Below are 18,578 nucleotides of genomic sequence, written 5' to 3'. Positions count from 1 at the left end.
CAGACCCAAGGTACACACGCCGACCCGTCGCGGGGCGTTCCTGGCGGCCGACACGGTGCTGCGCACGGTGACCACGCTAGCCACGGCGCGGCGCCCGACGCTTCTTGATTCCTGACCCGTCCGCGCACCCGGCGGGCGGCGTGGCGGGTTGTCGACCGGACAGGGGTCAGCCGGCGACGGCGATCCAGGTGGCCCGGGCCCGGGCCAGCACGGTGCCGTCCGGGGCGTACAACGTGCTGTGCACGAGCGCCTTGCGGCCCTCGGCGGCGGCCAGGGCACCGCGTACCACGCATCGTTCATCGGTTGCGGGCAGCCGGTCCAGCCGTACGGCGATCCGCCCCAGCACGTACGGCCGGCCCGCCTCGATGATCGCCCAACCGCCGGGGCAGTCCAGCGCGGCCCAGACGGTCGCGGCCGAGACGTCCTCCGGCACGGTCCACGGCGCGGCGGTACTGCCGTCGGGCAGGCGTCCGGGAAAGATCCGCAGCCCGTCGGTGCGTTCCGGGCCGCAGACGTAACAGGTGGGGAAGGGATGGTCGGTGAAGCCGGCGTAGCGGGTCGCGGCGTCGACGGCGTCGGCGTACCCGGTCGGCGGGACCACCGTGGTGATCCCGTCGGCCGGACCGACCTCGGCCACGACGGCGCCGTCCGGTGCCCGGACCTCTCCGTCGAGCAGCGAGAGCGGGGTGTCCAACGGCGGCGGCCGTCGCAGGGTGACCGCACGGTGTGTCTCGCCGGCCGGACCGGCGAAGAGGCCGGCGGAGTAGCCGCCGTTGCCGGAGTTCGGCGGGCCGTTGAACCGGGCCGGAATGATCATTCGGGTTCTCCGAGGTCAGTACGCGTCATGAGTCGGCCGCCGGTGGGGCGGCGGAGGCGGCGGCGTGGCAGGCGCCGTAGCCGTCGGCCCGGGCGACGATCCGACCCGCCCGGATCCGGACGGCCGACTCGGTGGCGTCGCTGACCACGGGTACGCCGGCAGCGGCGGCGACGCTACCGGCGGGATCCTGGACGACCTGTAGCCGTGGCCATGCCGAGGCGGGGAAGGCCCGCTGCAGGCAGGTACGGAGTTCGGCGACGGTCAGCCGGGCGAGCGGGGTCAACTCGGTCGGGGCCTGGGTGACCAGGACGACGGTGACGTCGACGTCGGGTGGTGCCGCCCGGACCGCCTCCTCCACCGCCGCGACGCGGTGCAGCCCCAGGATCGCCAGTACGCCGTCGCCGTCGAGCCGGGCGGCGGTGCCCCGGAGCGTGTCCACCGCCGCCGGCGGGGACCAGGGTTCGTCGACCGGCCGCGCCGGCGGGACGTACGGCAGGTGGGGCGGCTCCCACCGGTCGTCGAGATCGAGGTCGGCGAGTTGTGCGCAGGCGCCGGTGACGGTGAACGGCTCGACAAAACCGGGGGCGGCCGCGGCCAGCTGGCTCGCGCCGTACAGGGTGGTCAGCACGGTTTCGGCGATCCGGACCTGGCGGCGGTCGGAGCCGGCGGCCGGGGCGCCGCGTGGTGCCCGTGGTGTACCGCGCCGGCCCGCGGCGCCCAGTTGTTCGAGGGCGAGCCCGAGCAGGACCGCGTTCAGCTTCATCAGCTGCGCGAACGGCTGGCGGATCCGTTCGTCCGCGAGGATCTCCGGCACCAGGTCCCGACCGAGCCGGGCGGCGCTGCGCGGCTCCTCGGTGGCGAGGGGAAGACGGGCGACCCAGGCCCGGGCGAACGCCTCCAGCGCCGCCCGCGGGGTGGTGTCGGGCGTCGGCACCGGCGGTGTGCCGTCGTGCGTCGCGCGCTCGGTGCCGGGGGTGGGCGTCGCCTGCTCGGCGTCCGGAGCGGGCGTCCCGCGCTCGGCGTCCTCGGCGAGGACGGCGAGGTAGAGGCCGCGCTTGCCGGGGAAGTTGGAGTAGACCGCGCCCCGGGTCAGTTCGGCCCGCTCGGCGATGTCGTCGATGCGGGCCTCCCGGAAGCCCCGTTCGGTGAACTCGTCGCGGGCGGCGGCCAGCACCCGGGCGCGGTTGCGCTCCTGCGTCTCCGCGCGGGTGAGCCGAGCCATCGTCTGCCTCCTCGCCGCGTGTCGCCGGCAGGCCTTGCCGCCGGTCAGCCGTACTGCCGGCGGTCCTCGTGGTCCGCCGCCACCCCGAAGCCCGCTGGCGGGATCGCCATTGTCGGCGCCGGTTGCCGACGTCGTCCGTACAAGATACCGTCGACACTCGGATGATGAGACCATCTGCTGCTGCCATCTGAAATGAGGCGTTGATGACCAACCCGGAAACCCCGCCGGCCGAGCTGCCCGAACTCGACCTGACCGACCCGGCGGTGCTGCGCGCTCCGTTCGCCGCGTACGGGCGGGTCCGGGAAATCGCGCCGGTGGCCCGGCTGGTCACCCCCGGATTCGGCGGGTTACTGGCCCTGACCAGGTACGCCGATGCTCGGGCCATGCTCACCGATCCACGCTTCGGGCTGGCCGCGCACAGCTACCTACGGCCGGAGGTGCCCGAACACTGCCGGCCGTACCTGCGGACCATGGGAGAGATGGACGGACCGGAGCACACCCGGCTGCGCCGACTGGTGTCACCCGCGTTCAGCGCCCGCCGCGCCGCCGAGTTCCGGCCCCGGATCGAGCGGATCGTCGACCGCCTCCTCGACGGGTTGCCCGCACACACCGAGGACGGTGCCGTCGACCTGCTGCGGCACTTCGCCACACCGCTGCCGATGGAGGTGATCTGCGAACTGGTCGGCGTACCGGAGAGCGACCGGCCCCGGTGGCGGGAGTACGGCGCCGCCGTCGCCGCCGGCCACGGGGAGCGGTTCGCCGAGGCGATCCCGGGCATCATCGACGGCGCCCGGGCGACCGTGGCGAGCCGTACCGTCGTCCCCGACGCGGACCTGGTCTCCCGGCTCATCCGGGTCCGGGCCGAGGACGGTGACCGGCTCACCGAAACCGAGCTGGTCACCCTGGTCTGGCACCTGGTGCTCGCCGGGCAGACCCCGACCAACCTGCTGGCCAACGCGGTGGAGACCCTGCTGCGCGAGCCCGACCAGCTCGCCGTGCTGCGCGCCGACCCCGACCTGATGCCCGGGGCGGTGGAGGAACTGACCCGCTGGTGCGGGCCGCAACTGCTGACCGTGCCCCGCTTCCCGGACGAGGACGTCGAGATCGCGGGCGTACGGATCAGCAAGGGTGAGCCGGTCACCGCCGCGCTGGCCGCGGTGAACCGGGACCCGCGGGCCTTCACCGATCCGGAGCGACTGGACCTGACCCGACCGCCGGGCCCGCCCGGACACCTCGGGTACGGCCACGGGCCGCACTTCTGCCTCGGCGCGCCGCTGGCCCGGGTGCAGGTTGAGGTGGCGCTCGCCGCGCTGCTGCGCCGGTTTCCCGATCTCGCCGCCGCCGCGTCGCCGGAACGGATGCCGGACCCGGGCACCTGGCGGCTCGCCTCGCTCCGGTTGACCCTCGGCTGAGCCGGAACACGATCCGTCGCTGGCCCGCACACGGTCCGCCGCTGAGCCCGCACCCGATCCGTCGCTGCCCCGCACACAGTCCGTCGCTGGCGCCCGAGGGGCACCGGTCGCGCGCGGGGGTGCCGACCGCACGACAGGGCGACCCCGGCCGGCCGCTGGTGGGCCGGCCGGGGTTGCCGTGGACCGGACGTTCCGGAGATCAGCCGCAGAGCGCGGTGTCGAGCGCGGCGAGCAGGTGTTCCACCTCGGCCAGGTCGGTCGGCAGGCGGGTGGCCGCGATGGTGACCGCCCGGCCGTCGTCGGTCGCCGCGTTGACCGTGGAGTACCCGAAGATGTTCCCGCCGTGCCCCCAGGAGAGGCCGCCGCAGCTCATCGGGGTGCTCTGCAGGCCGAGCCCGTACCGGGAGTTGGGTAGCGGACCGGGCGCGTCGACGGTGTCGCGCATCTGCCGGAGCTGCTCGGGGGCGAGCAGGTCGCCGTCGAGCAGCGCGACGAAGAAGCGGTTCAGGTCGCTCGGGGTGGCCACCATCTGTCCGGCCGCCCAACCCATCGACGGGTCCATCACGGTGACGTCGGTCAGCGGCTGCTCCGGGCGGTCCTGGTGGTAGCCCTTCGGGTGCGGCCGCCGCACCTCCTGGTCGCCGACGTTCGGAAAGTAGGTGTGCCGCAGCCCGAGCGGCCTGATGATCCGGTTGGTGATCTCCTCCCGCACCGGTCGGCCGGTGACCTTCTCCACCAGCAGGCCGGCGACCACGTAGCCGGTGTTGCTGTAGGAGAACGTCTCACCCGGTTCGTCGGTCGCCTTCTGGGACAGCCCGAGGTCCAGCAGCTCCCGGGGCTGGACGTAACGGTGCCGGATCGTCTCGTACGTCTCCGGCAGCAGGGCGGTGTAGTTCGGCAGGCCGCTGGTGTGCTGCAACAGCTGCCGCACGGTGATCCGCCGGCCGTCGACGCCGTCGCCCCTGACCAGCCCCGGCAGGTACGTCTCGACTGATTCGTCCAGCTCGATCCGCCCCTCGCCGACGAGTTGCAGCACCACCACCGCCAGGTACGTCTTGGTGTTGCTGCCGATCCGGACGTACCCGTCGGTCGGCACCTTCGCCCGGGTCCGCAGGTCGGCGACGCCGGCCGTGTAGTGCCGGACCCGCCCGTCACGTCCCCGCACCGAGGCGAGAACGGCCGGGAAGCCGTCGGCCCGGACCAGTTCGTCCAGGCTGCGCTGTACGGCGTCCCGGTGCGATCCGGCCGGAGCCTGCCCCTGAGCCGGTGTCGGTAGCGGAGTCCGAGCCGTGGCCGTGGCCGTGGTCGGTGTGACGGCGACCGCGACGGCGCCCAGGATGGCGAGCGTGGCGGCGGCACCGAGCCAGCGGTGCGCCGGAGGTCTTCTCTGCTGAACGGTCATGCGTCCACGCTATGAACGGCAGCGGCGCCGATCGATGGGGTGTACTCGTCTCCCGGTGGTGTAGCTGGCTGTACCCACGGGCGGTCAACGGCGGACGGGACGCCGGTACGCCCGCTGATTGACCCGGGCCGACGGACGGCCGGCCCACAGCCAGAAGACCATCAGGGCCAGACCGCCGGCACCCGTCATGATCACCGCCCACCGGGGAAGCTGGTTCGACACGGGAGGCGGGGCGCACCCGGTGGGTGTGTGGTCGACCGTGATCCGCTGTTGTGGCGGGGGGAGCCGACGCTCCGGAAAGCGGTCGCGCTCGATGCCGCAGATGACCGGTCCGCCGGCCGTGTCGACCTGCAGCACGGCCCGGGCCGGCCGGCCCGTCGTGCCGCGCGCCCGACCGCGGTGGGAATATCGGTTCAGCTCTTCGACGTTGCGGGCTAACGTGATCGCCATGTACGGCACCGTCGGGTTCGCGCGGTCCGCAGGATTCCTCCTGCCGGGCCCCACCGCCGTGTGCCTGGCGAGCGACCGGCTGGCTGCGCTGCTGGTCCAGCCTGGCCGGCTGGATAGCGGCGCGCGAGGCTGACCCTCCTCCCGCACCAGCAGAACCCACGGAGGAGGGTGGCCCGGTTTCCGGTGCCGCCCCGTTCATGTTCTTCCGGCACCGGATGCGCGGTTCTGGCGCGGTCTTTCCCTCTCAGCGGTGTGGCAGCCGCCCGCGTTTGTCGTCCGCCGACCCTGACCATCCATAAAGGACGGTTGCACCATGGCCAAGAGCCAGTTCCTCAGGACCAAGCCGCATCTCAACATCGGCACGATGGGACACGTCGACCACGGCAAGACCACCCTCACCGCCGCGATCACCAAGGTGCTCGCCGACCGGGACCCGGCGGTCAACCGGTTCGTCGCCTTCGACGGCATCGACCGGGCGCCGGAGGAGGTGGCCCGGGGCATCACCATCACGATCGCGCACGTCGAGTACGAGACCGCGACCCGGCACTACGCGCACGTCGACATGCCCGGACACGCCGACTACGTGAAGAATATGATCACGGGGGCGGCGCAGGTCGACGGGGCGATCCTGGTCGTCTCCGCGCTCGACGGGGCGATGCCGCAGACCCGGGAGCACGTGCTGCTCGCCCAGCGGGTCGGGGTGCCGTACCTGGTGGTGGCGCTCAACAAGGCCGACGCCGTGGACGACCCCGAACTGCTCGACCTGGTCGAGTTGGAGGTACGGGAACTGGTCAGCGAGTACGGCTTCCCCGGCGACGAGGTGCCGGTGGTGCGGGTCTCCGCGCTGCGGGCCCTGGAGGGCGACCCGCGCTGGGTACGGTCGATCGCCGACCTGCTCGACGCCGTCGACCGGTACGTCCCGGTGCCGCCCCGGGTGCTCGACCGGCCGTTCCTGATGCCGATCGAGAACGTGCTGACCATCTCCGGACGCGGCACGGTGGTGACCGGTGCGGTCGAGCGCGGCACCCTGCGCGCCGGCGAGCCGGTCGAGGTGGTCGGGCTCGCCCCGACCCTGGGTGCCGTCGCCATCGGGCTGGAGACGTTCGGCCGCTCGCTGGAGTCGGCGCAGGCCGGCGACAACGCCGCCGTACTGCTCCGGGGGGTGAAGCGTGACCAGGTGCAGCGGGGCCAGGTGGTGGCCGCGCCGGGCAGCGTCACGCCGCACCGGCGGTTCACCGCACAGCTCCACGCGCTGACCACCGCCGAGGGTGGCCGGCGCACCCCGTTCCACGCCAACTACCGGCCGCAGTTCTACTTCCGTACCACCGACGTGGTCGGCGCCGTCGACCTCGGCGACCTGCCGCAGGTCAACCCGGGCGACACGGTGACCCTCACCGTCGAACTCGGCAAGCCGATCGCGATGGACGTCGGACTCGGCTTCGCCGTCCGCGAGGGCGGCCGTACGGTCGCCGCCGGCACCGTCACCGCCCTGCTCGACTGAGGTGCGGGGAAGGGGTCCTTTCTCCAGGGGAAGGGCCCCTTCCTGACGTCTGACCGATCTGCCGGGCGGGGCGCTGCAGGGCAACCAGCCGGTCGCCGTCGGCGGTGCGGTAGTAGAGGACGTACCGGCCCGAGCGGCGCCGCTCGACGAGTCGGGCGTCCAGCAGCACCCTGAGGTGCCCACCCACCGAGCCCAGGCCGTGGCCGGTCACGGCGACGAGCTGGGTGGGGCTCATCGGCGACGCCAACCGGGCGAGGATGTCCGCCCGGACCGGACCGAGGAGTCGGACCAGGGCCCGGGGTGGGGCGTTCCGGGCCGGATCGGCCAACAGTCCCGAACACGGGTACACCACCATGTGCCGAAGCGGCTCGTAGGAGCCGACCCAGCCCCGCGGGTTCGTACTCGGGACGAAAAAGAGTTGGGCGCCGACGAGGTCCTGCGGCGGATGGTCGTACGTGTTGATCTGCAGTTGTCCGTCGCCCAGCCAGCGCATCCCCGGCCGCATCCCGTCCAGGGTGGCGGCCCAGCCACCGGAGCTCAGCCGCTGGGTGCGCGACACGATGTCGGCCTGGAACAGCCGTTGGCGGCGGGGCCAGTCCGGTTCGACAACCTGCGTCCACACCCAGCCGAGCAGCTCGGCGGTCCGGTCCGGCAGGTCCGGACCGCACAGTTCGGGTGGTAGGGGCCGGCCGGGCAGCCCGGTCGCCAGATCAGCCCGGGCGACCTCGGGTGGCGTGCTCCGGACCCGTTCGAGCTCGCCCCGGAAATCGCCGTCCACGTCGCTCGGCGGCGTGGTCAGGAAGTCCGGCAGCCACCGTGGCGGAAACGCCGCCTTGACGAACGCCGCGGTGAACGGGTCGGCGGCGAGCCGGGCCCGGTAGGCGGACAGGTGGGCGTCGACCCAGGCCCGCTGGCCGGGCAGGGTCGGATGCCCGTCGAGCTGTTTGAGCGCCGCGACCGTCTCGATCAGGGGTGAGACGGCGAAGCTGCTCTTCGCCAGGATGTCCGTGCCGAGCCGCCAGACTGCCACGTCGCCTCCCGGTAGACCCGCGCGTTTTCACGTGCAGCCGAAAACCTACCGGCGTCGGACAGTGTCCATCGAGACTGCCCGGCATGCGTACGTACCGTGAGCTGTTCCGGGTCCCGGAGTTCCGGCCGCTCTTCCTGGTGGTCTCCGCCCAGGTCGCGGCGAGTACGGTCAACGGGCTCGCCCTCGGCACGCTGGTCTACGCCGGCACCGGGTCGCCGTTGCTGGCCGCGCTCAGCCTGTTCGGGCCCTCGTTCGCCCAGGTCGTCGGCGCCACGACCCTGCTCTCGGTGGCCGACCGGGTACCGCCGCGCGCCGCGCTGGTCACCATCGCGCTGCTGCTCGGTACGAGCGTGCTCGTCCTGGCCGCACCCGGGATGCCGATCGGGGCGATGTTCGTGGTGATCGCCTTCATGGGGCTGGTCGGCTCGATGGGTGGCGGGGTCCGATGGGGTCTGCTCGGCGAGATCCTGCCCGACGGCGGGTACCTGCTCGGCCGCTCGGTGTTCAACATGTCCGTCGGCGCCATGCAGATCAGCGGATTCGCATTGGGCGGCGTCCTGCTCACGTTCGCCAGCCCTCGACGGGTGCTGTTGATCGGCGCCGGGCTCTACCTCACCGCCGCGCTCGTCGCCCGGTTCGGGCTCAGCCGCCGGGCGCCGCGTTCCGTCGGCCGACCGTCGGTCCGCCGGACCTGGCAGGTGAACGTCACGCTCTGGTCCGACCCCGCCCGCCGGTACGTCTACCTTGCCCTCTGGGTGCCGAACGGGCTTGTCGTCGGTTGTGAGGCGCTCTTTATCCCGTACGCTCCCGGGACCGCCGGAGTGCTGTTCCTGTCCGGGGCGCTCGGGATGCTGGTCGGGGACACCGTCGTGGGCAGGTTCGTGCCCCCGCACTGGCGGTCGCGGCTGGTCACCCCGTTGCAACTGCTGCTCGGGGTGCCGTACCTGCTCTTCGCCCTGCCCCTCCCGCTGCCGGCCGCGGCGCTCGCGGTCGCCGCCGCCTCGGCCGGCTTCGGCGGCGGGGTGCTGCTCCAGCAGCGGCTCGTCGACCTGACCCCGAGCGAGGTACGGGGCCAGGCGCTCGGCCTGCACTCCTCCGGGATGCTGACCATGCAGGCGGTGGCCGCGACGCTGGCCGGCGCGCTCGCCCAGTGGCTGTCCGCGTCCGGCGCGATGGTCACGATGGCGGTGTTGTCGCTGCTGGTAACCCTGCTGCTCCGGCCGAAGCTCCGGTTCCGCCGGCCGGTCGACGTCCGGCCGCCGGCCGACCCGGTGGCTGACCCGGTGGGCTCGCCGCTCAACTAGTCTGTGGGGTCTGCCGGGAGGGAAGTGTGATGGGGGTCGAGCGGCCGTGGACGGTCGTCCTGGCCATCGGCCTGGCCGCCGTGCCGCTCGGCCTGACCGGCTGCGGGCTGGACGACCCGGTCCGGCGGGAACCGGAGCAGTCGGCGCGACCGGCACCGACAACACCCGGCGAGAACGGGGCCGAGCGGGCCCGGGCCCGGGTGCAGGCGTACCTCGACGCGATGAGGTCGAAGAACGTCGACGCCGGGCGCGCCCAGCTCTGCGCCCCGATGCACGCCGCCTTCGACGCGGCCGCGACCACTCCGAACGGGGACTTCGCCGGACACTTCACCGTCTCCACCACCGAGATCGTCGATATCCGGGCCACCGGTCCGGACCAGCCCGACCAGGAGGTCAGCACCTCCGCCACGGTGAAGGTCGGCGACCAGACCAGGTCAATCACGATCCTGTTCACGGTGGCCCGGGCCGGCGGCCAGTGGTGCATCGCCCAGGAGGTGCCGGGTGGGCGCACCGCGGGCCCGTCCGGCGCTGCCACCCCGGCCGGGTGATGTCGGCTTCGTCACGGAGGGTGGAGCTCCCACGAAGCGGACCGGGCCGACCTCGGGCAGTGGTTGACACCGGCTCGCCGTAGGCTTGCCGCATGCGCCAAGAGTGGCATCAGCTGAGCTACCCCGCGGTGGGCAGTACCGCGCTGCAGACCAGTCGTCCGACCGTCGACTCCGTCGAGGACGAGGCCCTGGGGCTGGACCGGTGGCGGGACCTGCCGCGGGCGCAGACGCCACCCTGGCCGGACCCGACCGCGGTCGACGAGGTCAGCAAGGTCCTGCAGAACGTGCCGTCGGTCGTCGCGCCGTACGAGGTCGACCAGCTCCGGCAGCGGCTGGCCCTGGTCTGTGAGGGCCGGGCGTTCCTGCTGCAGGGCGGCGACTGCGCCGAGACCTTCGTCGACAACACCGAGAGCCACCTGCTGGCCAACGCCCGCACGCTGCTGCAGATGGCCGTGGTGCTGACGTACGGGGCGTCCCTGCCGGTGATCAAGGTGGCCCGGGTCGCCGGTCAGTACACCAAGCCGCGCTCGCTGCCGACCGACGCGCGCGGGCTGCCGGCGTACCGGGGCGACATGATCAATTCGCTCGACCCGGTGGCGGAGGCCCGGGTCGCCGACCCGCAGCGGATGATCCGGGCGTACGCCAACTCGGCCGCCGCGATGAACATGCTCCGCGCCTACCTCGCCGGCGGCCTCGCCGACCTGCACGCCGTGCACGACTGGAACAAGGACTTCGTCCGCAACTCCCCGGCCGGCGAACGCTACGAGGCGATCGCCCGGGAGATCGACCGGGCCCTCGCGTTCATCCGCGCCTGCGGGATGACCGACGAGGAGGCGCTGCGGACGGTCACCCTCTACTGCTCGCACGAGGCGCTCGCCCTGGAGTACGACCGCGCGCTGACCCGGGTCTCCGACGGTCGGCCGTACGGGCTCTCCGGCCACTTCCTCTGGATCGGCGAACGGACCAGGCAGCTCGACGGGGCGCACATCGACTTCATTTCCCGGATCGTCAACCCGATCGGGGTCAAGCTCGGGCCCACCACCACGCCGGACGAGGCGATCGAGCTCTGCGAGAAGCTGAACCCGGACAACATCCCCGGTCGGCTCACCCTGATCAGCCGGATGGGCAACAAGCTGGTCCGGGACGTACTGCCGCCGATCGTGTCGAAGGTCACCGCCGCCGGCGCGAAGGTCGTCTGGCAGTGCGACCCGATGCACGGCAACACCCACGAGTCGTCGAACGGCTACAAGACCCGGCACTTCGACCGGATCGTGGACGAGGTGCTCGGCTACTTCGAGGTGCACCGGGGACTGGAGACCCACCCCGGCGGCCTGCACGTCGAGCTGACCGGCGAGGACGTCACCGAGTGCCTCGGCGGCGCCCAGGCGATCGAGGACATCCACCTGCCGGACCGCTACGAGACCGCCTGCGACCCCCGACTCAACACCCAGCAATCACTTGAACTGGCCTTCCTGGTAGCGGAGATGCTTCGTGGCTGACAACAACGCCGTCCGTCCGGTCGACCTGCGGTCCGACACCGTGACCCGACCCACCGCCGGGATGCGGGCGGCGATGGCCGAGGCCGAGGTCGGCGACGACGTGTACGGCGAGGACCCGACCGTCAACGCGCTGGAGGCCGAGGTCGCCGCGCTGTTCGGGCACGAGGCGGCGCTCTTCGCCCCGACCGGCTCGATGGCCAACCAGATCGCCCTGCAGGTGCTCGTGCCGCCCGGCAACGAACTGCTCTGCGACGCGGACGCGCACGTGGTGACGTACGAGGTCGGGGCGGCCGCGGCGTACGGCGGCATCTCCTCGCGGACCTGGCCCGCCGTCGGCGCCGACCTCGACCCGGACCTGATCGCCTCGATGGTCCGGCCGGACGGCTACCACGCGGTGCCGACCCGGGCGATCGCGGTCGAACAGACCCACAACCGGGGCGGCGGCGGGGTCATCCCGCTCGCCACCCTGGGCGAGCTGCGCCGAACCGCCGACCAGGCCGGCCTCGGCCTGCACTGCGACGGCGCCCGGATCTGGCACGCGCACGTCGCGGACGGGGTGCCGCTGGCCAGCTACGGCGAGCTTTTCGACACCATGTCGGTCTGCCTCTCCAAGGGGCTCGGCGCCCCGGCCGGCTCGCTGGTGATCGGCAGCGCCGAGAAGATCGCCCGGGCCCGGGTGGTCCGCAAGCGGATGGGGGGCGGGATGCGCCAGGTCGGCGTGCTCGCCGCCGCCGGCCGGTACGCGCTCCGGCACCACGTCGACCGGCTCGTCGAGGACCACGACCGGGCGGCCCGGCTCGCCGAGGCGCTCGCCCCGTTCGGGGTGTTGGCCGGTCCGGTCCGGACCAACATCGTCCCGCTCGACCTGACCAAGTGCGGATTCGACGCTCCCACGCTGGGCGCGGCCGCCCGGGAGAAGGGTGTCCTCGTCTCGGTGCTCGGTCCGCGTACCGCCCGGCTGGTCACCCACCACGACCTGGACGACGCCGGGGTGGAACGGGCGGTCGAGGTGCTCACCGGGATCTTCCGCGGCTGACCGCTCCGGTCGACCGGGCGGGGCTCACCCGACTACCGGCATGGGGCCGGTCAGCGGCCGTCCCGGCTGAAGTGCTGGTAGTCGGGTGATCGGAACTCGCCGCCCCAGTGCCAGCCGGCCGCTGCGAACGCCTCGACCAGAACGCCGCCCGGGGCGGCCATCCCGGGCCGCTGCCCGGCCCGGTCCGTGTACGCCGTCCCAGCCGGTGGCAGCACCTGGCTCTCGATCAGGTACGGGTTCTCCACCGGGTTGACGTCGACCGCCGTCCCGTACGCGTGCTCGGACCACTTCGCCGGACCGGTGGAGACGACCGGGCGGCAGTTGAAGGCGGAGGTGTTGTCGTCGGCCATCGACCGGTCGTCGCTGCCGCCGTACGCGTCGACCGGCTGCATGCGGCGGATCGGGAACTGCGACTGGTACAGGTCATGGAAGATCGTGATCACGTCGGAGACGACCGACTCGTGGACGACGATGGTGCCGATCCGGGACCCGCCGTCGAAATCCCGGTAGCTCAGTCGTACCCGTCGGAGCTGCTCCGGTCCGACCGGGCAGCCCGGTCGCCAGCTCTGGCCGAGATCGGCGACGGTGACGGGGGAGACCTCGGAGGCGAAGGCGGCCCCGTCCGTCGTGGTGATCTTGCCGTTGTGTCCCGGGGCCGGTGGGCTGGTGCTCACCACCGCACCCCGGTCGGCGGTCGTGCCCGCCCCGGAGCCGCAACCGACCAGCGCCAGCCCGGGCAGCAGCACCGTGACCAGGGCACGGTACGACCATCGGCGCCGGACGGCGGGCAGTGGTCGGAGGCGTCGCACCGCGGCCACGGTACGCCCCCGGCCCCGCTGCGGGCACCCCGGGCGCCCGACGGACGTGGCCCGGATCATCGCCGGGTACCCGACGGACGTGACCCGGATCATCGTTCCCGGTGCCCGGCGGTGTCGGGGGCACCCGTCAGGGGCGAAGGCGTTTGAGGGTACTGATGTCGTCGGCGTGTCCGAGATGCTGCTCGGTCGGCGTTTCGACGATCACCGGCACCCCGAGGGTCGCCGGATGGGCCAGTAGTTCGGCGAAGGGTGCCTCGCCGATGCTGCCCTTGCCGATCGTCTCGTGCCGGTCCCGGGTCGAGCCGCACGGGTCCCGGGAGTCGTTGGCGTGCAGCAGCCACAGCCGTTCCGCACCGACCGCGCGGACCAGCGCGTCCAGGGTTTCCGTCATGCCGCCCTCGCGGGCCAGGTCGTGCCCGGCCGCCCAGGCGTGGCAGGTGTCGAAACAGACACCGAGCCACGGGTGCCGGTCGACCGCGTCGAGGTAGGGCCCCAGGTGCTCCACCCGGGAGGCCAGTGAACGGCCCCCACCGGCGCTCGGCTCCACCAGCAGCTTCGGGCCACCGGCGGCGGAGGCGGAGTCGAGCAGCGGCAGCAACGACTCACGGACCTGCCGCATCGCCGCCTCGGCGTGGCCGGCGTCGACCGCGCTGCCGGCGTGGAAGACGACTCCGACCGCGCCGATCGCGGCGCCCCTGGTCAGCGCGTGCGCCAGCGTCGCCACCGAGCGTTCGACCGTGGCCGGGGTGGGGGAGCCGAGGTTGGTCAGGAGCGACGCGTGGATGTAGACCGGAACACCCCGTTCGGCGCAGCCGTCCCGGAACGCGGCGTCCTGGTCGGGGTCGCCGGGCGGCAGCGCCCAGCCCCGCGAGTTGCCGACGTAGATCTGGACCGCTTCGGAGCCGGCGGCGTCGACGTACGGCAGGGCGGCCCGGGCCAGCCCACCCGAGGTGGGGGTGTGCGAGCCGATGGGGCGGCTCGGTCGGGCCGGGGTCGCCGGGTGGGCGGTGGTCGGGGTCGGGTCAGAAGCAGGTGATGGCAACTTGGGATCCTGGTGGTACGGGAGTGTTCGGACCGGGGTTCTGTGACCGGACTGGCCCGTTCGGGTTGATCTGCAGCCCACCGACGGTGAGCCCGAGCCCTTCCAGGATCTGCCTCGCCTGCGGACATGGCAAGTTCATCACCGACGGTACGGCGACCAGCGGCGGGCCGTTGCTGACCTTGACCGTGATCTTCGCGCCCGCCTCCACCCCGGCCCCGTCCGACGGGTCCTGGGAGAGCACCTGGTCCTTCGGCTTGTCGGAGTCCTGGGGCTCGACGACGATCTCCAGGCCGAGCTGCTGCAGGATCGTCCGCGCCTCGTTGACGTTCTTGCCGATCAGGACCGGCACGGTGATCGGCGCCCTGCCCTTGCTCACCGTGACAATGATCTCGTCGCCCGCCTCGACCTCGGCGCCGACCTCGGGCTTGACCGAGATCACCACGCCTTCCTGCAGGTTGTCGTCGTACCGGTCGGGGCCGCGCTTCACCTTGAGCCCGGCCTCCTCCAGGTCGAGCTGGGCCAGTTCCAACGCCTTGCCGACCACGTCGGGAACCGGGAAGCGTTCCGGGCCGAGCGAGAGGGTCAGGGTGATCGTGCCGCCCCGGACGATCCGTTCGTCCGAGCCCGGGTCCTGGGCCAGTACCGCGTCCTTGGGGACCTCGTCGTTGTAGCGGGGTTCGGTGAACTCGACCTTGAACCCGGCCCGGTCGGCCCGGGTCTGCGCGTCCGCGCCGGCGAGGTTCACCAGGTTGGGGGTGGCGGTGTAGCGGCCGGCACCGAACCACCAGCCGACGCCGGCGATGACCAGGAGGACCGCCAGCGCGGCGGCACCGACGGCGACCCGGCCGCCCCGGTCGGCCAGCACCCGCTCGCGGAACTCCGCGAACCGCCCGGCGAGACCGGTGGGCGGCGGGGCGGCCCGCCGGCGGTGCGGTGGCGCGGGGCGCTCCCGCTGCTGGTCCGGCAGCCGGGCCCAGGACGGCCGGTCGGCGGGCTGGACCGTCGAGACGACCATCGTGGGCTGCTGCACCACCATGGTCGGCTGCTCCGCCGGCTGGATCTGGCGCAGCACGGTGGTGTTGGCGTTGGCCATGGTGCCGAGATCGTCCCGGACCACCTGCACCTCCGCCTGCAGTGCGCCGGCGTCGGTCGGCCGGGCGCCCGGATCGCGCCGGGTCGCCCGGACGACCAGTTCGTCGAGGACCGGCGGCAGGCCGGGGACCAACGTCGAGGGGCGCGGCACGTCCCGGTCGACGTGCTGCCAGGCGACGTCGACGGCGCGGTCGCCGTCGTACGGGACCCGGCCGGTGAGCATCTCGAAGAGCACGATCCCGGCCGCGTAGACGTCGGTACGGGGGTCGGCCCGTCCGTCGGTGACCAGCTCCGGTGCCACGTACGCGACCGTCGCCATCAGCTGGTTGGCGCCGTCGGTCTCGGAACTCGCCTCGACCGCGCGGGCCAGCCCGAAGTCGGCGACCTTGACGACACTGTCGACCAGGTTCGCCCTACCGCCGCTCGGGGCCTCGGCGACCAGCACGTTCTCGGGCTTGACGTCCCGGTGGACCAGACCGGCGCGGTGGGCGGCGGCGATCGCGGCGAGCATCTGCTCCATGATCGCCAGGGCCTCGCTCGGGTTGAGCCGGCCGCGTTCGGCGAGGATCTCGCGCAGCGTCCGCCCGCGCACGTACTCCATCACCAGGTACGGCAGGCCGGCGTGCGTGCCCTGGTCGTAGACGGCGACCACGTTGGGGTGGGTCAGCCGGGCGATCGTCTTGGCCTCGTCGGTGAACCGTTCGAGGAAGCCGGCGAGCTGCACCTGCGCCGCGTTCGCCTGGTTCGGGTGAATGATCTTTATCGCCACGATGCGGTCGAGGCGCTCGTCGATCGCCGTGTACACGGTCGCCATCCCGCCCCGGGCGACGCGCGCACGGATACGGTAACGCCCGTCGATGAGCGAGTTCAGCAGTGTGTCGGCGACCTGTATGTCCATCGGCACGCAGTCTATGTCTCCAGAGGGTGGCGGCAGAACAGGATGCCACAGCCGACACCGAACGGAAATCCGGAGGGGTGATTCCGGACAGTTCGGTCGGGCTTTCCGGACACTCCGGGCAGCGGGCCGACACGCCGGGACCCGGTCGGGCGCGCCGGTCGGGGAGCCGTCTGGGAACGTCCGGTAGCGACGTGGCAAGGTGATCGGGTGACCGAATCCGTACCCGCCGACGCGCAGCCGACCGAACCGAGCGGTTGGCTGGCCCTCCCGGACGTCGCCGGGCGTCTCGACGTGTCGATCAGCAAGGTGCACCAGATGATCCGCGACCGGGAGTTGCTCGCGGTCCGTCGGGACGGCGTCCGGGTCGTGCCGGCCGAACTGGTGGCCAACCAGACCGTACGCAAACACCTGCCCGGCATCCTCACTCTGCTGCACGACGCCGGGTACGACGACGAGGCCGCGCTTCGCTGGCTCTACCTGCCCGACGACACCCTGCCCGGAACTCCGGCCGACGCCCTCGGCGGTGACCTGGCCCGGGAGGTCAAACGACGGGCCCAGGCGGCCGGGTTCTGAGGCGACGGCGCGCCGATGGGCCACCTCGGCTACCTGGCGGTGCTCGCCGGCTGCCTCGGCTGCGCGCTGTGGCTGGAGCCGGTACTGCGGGTCAACGTGCTGCGCCGCTGGCGGCGCCTGCTGCTGACCCTGCTGCCGGTGGTCGTGGTCTTCGTGCTCTGGGACCTGGCGGCGATCGCCGCCGGACACTGGACGTTCGACCCGGAGCAGACCACCGGCATCCTGCTCCCCGGCGACCTGCCACTGGACGAGGTGCTCTTTTTTGTCGTCGTACCGGTCTGCGCGATCCTCGGGTTCGAGGCGGTCCGGGCGGTACGACGCTGGCCGGCCGGCGACGAGCCGCCGCCCGGTGACCCGCCGCCCGGGGTCGAGCCGTGAGCTACACGGCGGCGGCGCTGCTCGGGGTGGCCGGTGTGCTGCTGGTCGACCTCTTCGTGTTCAGGACCCGACTGGTGCTGCGGCCGGTCTTCTGGGCGACGTACCCGATCATCGTCTTCTTCCAACTCGTCTCCAACGGCATCCTGACCGGTCGACGCATCGTCCGTTACGACCCGGACGCAATCATCGGCTGGCGGCTGGTGTACGCGCCGGTCGAGGACCTGCTCTTCGGGTTCGCCCTGGTCCTGCTCACCCTGGCGATCTGGGTCCGGTTGGGCCGGGCCGGCGTACAACGTGGTCCGGTGGCGGGCGAGGGTGCGCCGCCGCCGTGGTCACGACTCCTGCGACGGCGGGACGCCGACGGGGCCGGAAGCGGCGGGACGCCCGCACCGGCACCGCCCGAGGTCGATCGTCGCGAGGTGTCCTGAGCGCCTGTCTCCTCGGACGGGGTATCGAACCTGGAGCGTTCACGGGCGGTTTCGGCGGGGTAGCGGCGCCCCGGAAGCGCTGAAACCACGGTGAAACCGCCACGATCCGGTCCGGCGGCATGGTCTGCCCATGACGAACATTCCGACCGGACCGGCCATCGCGGTGACCGGCCTGCGCAGGTCGTACGGCAGGCAGGTGGTGCTCGACGGCATCGACCTGCGGGTGCCCGAGGGCACCGTTTTCTCGCTGCTCGGTCCCAACGGCGCCGGAAAGACCACCCTGGTCCAGATCCTGTCGACGCTGATCCGCGCCGACGCCGGCGAGGTCCGTATCTGTGGGCATGACGTGGTCCGCGATCCCGATCGCGTCCGGGCGGCGATCGGGGTCACCGGGCAGTTCGCCGCGGTGGACAACGTCCTGACCGGTGAGGAGAACCTCCTCCTCATGGCCGACCTGTACCACCTGGGTCGGGCCGAGGGGCGGCGACGCGTGGCGGACCTGCTCGAACGGTTCGATCTCGGTGGGGCAGCGAGGAGGCCCGCCGTGGCGTACTCGGGTGGCATGCGGCGCCGGCTCGACCTCGCCATGGGCCTGGTGGGCGACCCTCGGGTGATCTTTCTCGACGAGCCGACCACCGGGTTGGATCCGCGCAGCCGGCGGGACATGTGGCAGATCGTCCGGGACCTGGTCACCCGGGGCGTGACGATCTTCCTTACCACGCAGTACCTCGAGGAGGCCGACCAACTCGCCGACCGGATCGCCCTGCTCGACCACGGCCGGATCGTCGCCGAGGGCACCCCGGCCGAGCTCAAGCGGCGGGTGCCGGGCGGGCACGTCGAGCTGCGGTTCGCCGACGACCGTGCGCTGACCGCGGCCGCCGCGATCCTGGACGTCGCGCCGGATCCCACCGACGAGTCGCTGGTCCTGCGGGTGCCCGGCGACGCCGGCGTCCGCCCGCTCAAGGCCCTGCTCGACCGCCTCGACGCCGCCGCGCTCGAGGTGGACGGGCTGAGCGTCCATAGCCCCGACCTCGACGACGTGTTCTTCGCCCTGACCGGCCGGCCCGCCACGGCCACCGCATCCGCCGGCCCGGCGACCGTCCCACTTCCGGCCCCGAGAGGGTGACC

At 72.7% G+C, this 18,578-nt stretch carries 18 protein-coding genes; 10 read left to right on the top strand and 8 right to left on the bottom strand.

All coding sequences use genetic code 11. From position 1 onward, the window contains the following. Nucleotides 1-166: 166 nt before the first annotated feature. Both ABGB21_RS10490 and ABGB21_RS10485 read right to left on the bottom strand, forming a co-directional pair. On the bottom strand, nucleotides 167-817 hold the full coding sequence (locus ABGB21_RS10490; RefSeq protein WP_347677512.1) for a hypothetical protein: 651 nt from the start codon (nucleotides 815-817) through the stop codon (nucleotides 167-169). Nucleotides 818-842: 25 nt separating this feature from the next. Then, nucleotides 843-2,039 carry a helix-turn-helix domain-containing protein gene (locus ABGB21_RS10485; protein ID WP_347677510.1) on the bottom strand — a complete coding sequence of 399 codons (1,197 nt, stop codon included), beginning with the start codon at nucleotides 2,037-2,039 and terminating at the stop codon, nucleotides 843-845. Between the two features lie 203 nt (nucleotides 2,040-2,242). Between ABGB21_RS10485 and ABGB21_RS10480 the strand changes: the two genes are divergently transcribed. Then, nucleotides 2,243-3,451, top strand: coding sequence for a cytochrome P450 (locus ABGB21_RS10480; protein ID WP_347677508.1), 1,209 nt, complete (start codon nucleotides 2,243-2,245; stop codon nucleotides 3,449-3,451). Nucleotides 3,452-3,650: 199 nt separating this feature from the next. Here ABGB21_RS10480 and ABGB21_RS10475 read toward each other — a convergent pair whose 3' ends face one another. Next, entirely contained in the window at nucleotides 3,651-4,853 is a 1,203-nt protein-coding gene (locus ABGB21_RS10475; protein WP_347677506.1) for a serine hydrolase domain-containing protein, read from the bottom strand. A gap of 84 nt (nucleotides 4,854-4,937) precedes the next feature. Continuing rightward, complete coding sequence (locus ABGB21_RS10470; protein ID WP_347656436.1) at nucleotides 4,938-5,303, bottom strand: hypothetical protein; 366 nt, start codon at nucleotides 5,301-5,303, stop codon at nucleotides 4,938-4,940. A gap of 313 nt (nucleotides 5,304-5,616) precedes the next feature. Between ABGB21_RS10470 and tuf the strand changes: the two genes are divergently transcribed. After that, complete coding sequence (tuf, locus tag ABGB21_RS10465; RefSeq protein WP_347656434.1) at nucleotides 5,617-6,804, top strand: elongation factor Tu; 1,188 nt, start codon at nucleotides 5,617-5,619, stop codon at nucleotides 6,802-6,804. Here the strand turns inward: tuf and ABGB21_RS10460 are convergent. After that, on the bottom strand, nucleotides 6,785-7,834 hold the full coding sequence (locus tag ABGB21_RS10460; RefSeq protein ID WP_347656432.1) for a winged helix-turn-helix domain-containing protein: 1,050 nt from the start codon (nucleotides 7,832-7,834) through the stop codon (nucleotides 6,785-6,787). The genes tuf and ABGB21_RS10460 overlap by 20 nt on opposite strands. 83 nt (nucleotides 7,835-7,917) lie before the next feature. On the opposite strand from ABGB21_RS10460, the gene ABGB21_RS10455 reads away from it, so the two are divergent. From ABGB21_RS10455 to ABGB21_RS10440, 4 genes are all read left to right on the top strand, one after another. Further along, the gene (locus ABGB21_RS10455) at nucleotides 7,918-9,138 is read left to right on the top strand and encodes an MFS transporter (protein ID WP_347656430.1); all 1,221 of its coding nucleotides are present in this window, start codon (nucleotides 7,918-7,920) and stop codon (nucleotides 9,136-9,138) included. Between the two features lie 29 nt (nucleotides 9,139-9,167). After that, a complete protein-coding gene (locus ABGB21_RS10450; RefSeq protein ID WP_347656428.1) occupies nucleotides 9,168-9,686 on the top strand; it encodes a hypothetical protein in 519 nt (172 codons plus the stop codon). A 92-nt stretch (nucleotides 9,687-9,778) separates the two neighbouring features. Continuing rightward, on the top strand, nucleotides 9,779-11,185 hold the full coding sequence (locus tag ABGB21_RS10445) for a 3-deoxy-7-phosphoheptulonate synthase class II (RefSeq protein ID WP_347656426.1): 1,407 nt from the start codon (nucleotides 9,779-9,781) through the stop codon (nucleotides 11,183-11,185). After that, entirely contained in the window at nucleotides 11,178-12,221 is a 1,044-nt protein-coding gene (locus tag ABGB21_RS10440) for a GntG family PLP-dependent aldolase (RefSeq protein ID WP_347677504.1), read from the top strand. Before ABGB21_RS10445 ends, ABGB21_RS10440 begins: the two co-directional genes overlap by 8 nt. Nucleotides 12,222-12,271: 50 nt before the next feature. Here ABGB21_RS10440 and ABGB21_RS10435 read toward each other — a convergent pair whose 3' ends face one another. The 3 genes from ABGB21_RS10435 to pknB all read right to left on the bottom strand — a co-directional run bounded on the left by ABGB21_RS10435 (nucleotide 12,272) and on the right by pknB (nucleotide 16,071). Continuing rightward, entirely contained in the window at nucleotides 12,272-13,030 is a 759-nt protein-coding gene (locus tag ABGB21_RS10435) for a M15 family metallopeptidase (RefSeq protein ID WP_347677502.1), read from the bottom strand. 136 nt (nucleotides 13,031-13,166) lie between these two features. After that, a complete protein-coding gene (locus ABGB21_RS10430) occupies nucleotides 13,167-14,009 on the bottom strand; it encodes a deoxyribonuclease IV (protein ID WP_347656469.1) in 843 nt (280 codons plus the stop codon). 52 nt (nucleotides 14,010-14,061) lie between these two features. Next, a complete protein-coding gene (pknB, locus tag ABGB21_RS10425; RefSeq protein WP_347677500.1) occupies nucleotides 14,062-16,071 on the bottom strand; it encodes a Stk1 family PASTA domain-containing Ser/Thr kinase in 2,010 nt (669 codons plus the stop codon). A gap of 207 nt (nucleotides 16,072-16,278) precedes the next feature. Here pknB and ABGB21_RS10420 point away from each other — a divergent pair, with 207 nt between their 5' ends. From ABGB21_RS10420 to ABGB21_RS10405, 4 genes are all read left to right on the top strand, one after another. Next, on the top strand, nucleotides 16,279-16,644 hold the full coding sequence (locus ABGB21_RS10420; RefSeq protein WP_347677498.1) for an Rv2175c family DNA-binding protein: 366 nt from the start codon (nucleotides 16,279-16,281) through the stop codon (nucleotides 16,642-16,644). Nucleotides 16,645-16,659: 15 nt separating this feature from the next. Next, nucleotides 16,660-17,022, top strand: a complete 363-nt coding sequence (locus ABGB21_RS10415; protein WP_347677496.1) for a lycopene cyclase domain-containing protein — start codon at nucleotides 16,660-16,662, stop codon at nucleotides 17,020-17,022. After that, on the top strand, nucleotides 17,019-17,450 hold the full coding sequence (locus ABGB21_RS10410) for a lycopene cyclase domain-containing protein (protein ID WP_347677494.1): 432 nt from the start codon (nucleotides 17,019-17,021) through the stop codon (nucleotides 17,448-17,450). The genes ABGB21_RS10415 and ABGB21_RS10410 overlap by 4 nt, the downstream gene beginning before the upstream one ends. Before the next feature lie 130 nt (nucleotides 17,451-17,580). Continuing rightward, nucleotides 17,581-18,576, top strand: a complete 996-nt coding sequence (locus tag ABGB21_RS10405) for an ATP-binding cassette domain-containing protein (protein WP_347656416.1) — start codon at nucleotides 17,581-17,583, stop codon at nucleotides 18,574-18,576. Nucleotides 18,577-18,578: the final 2 nt, after the last annotated feature.

The organism is Plantactinospora sp. B24E8 (assembly GCF_039871735.1).
Classification (GTDB): domain Bacteria; phylum Actinomycetota; class Actinomycetes; order Mycobacteriales; family Micromonosporaceae; genus Plantactinospora.
This window is presented reverse-complemented; position numbering and strand designations above follow the sequence as displayed.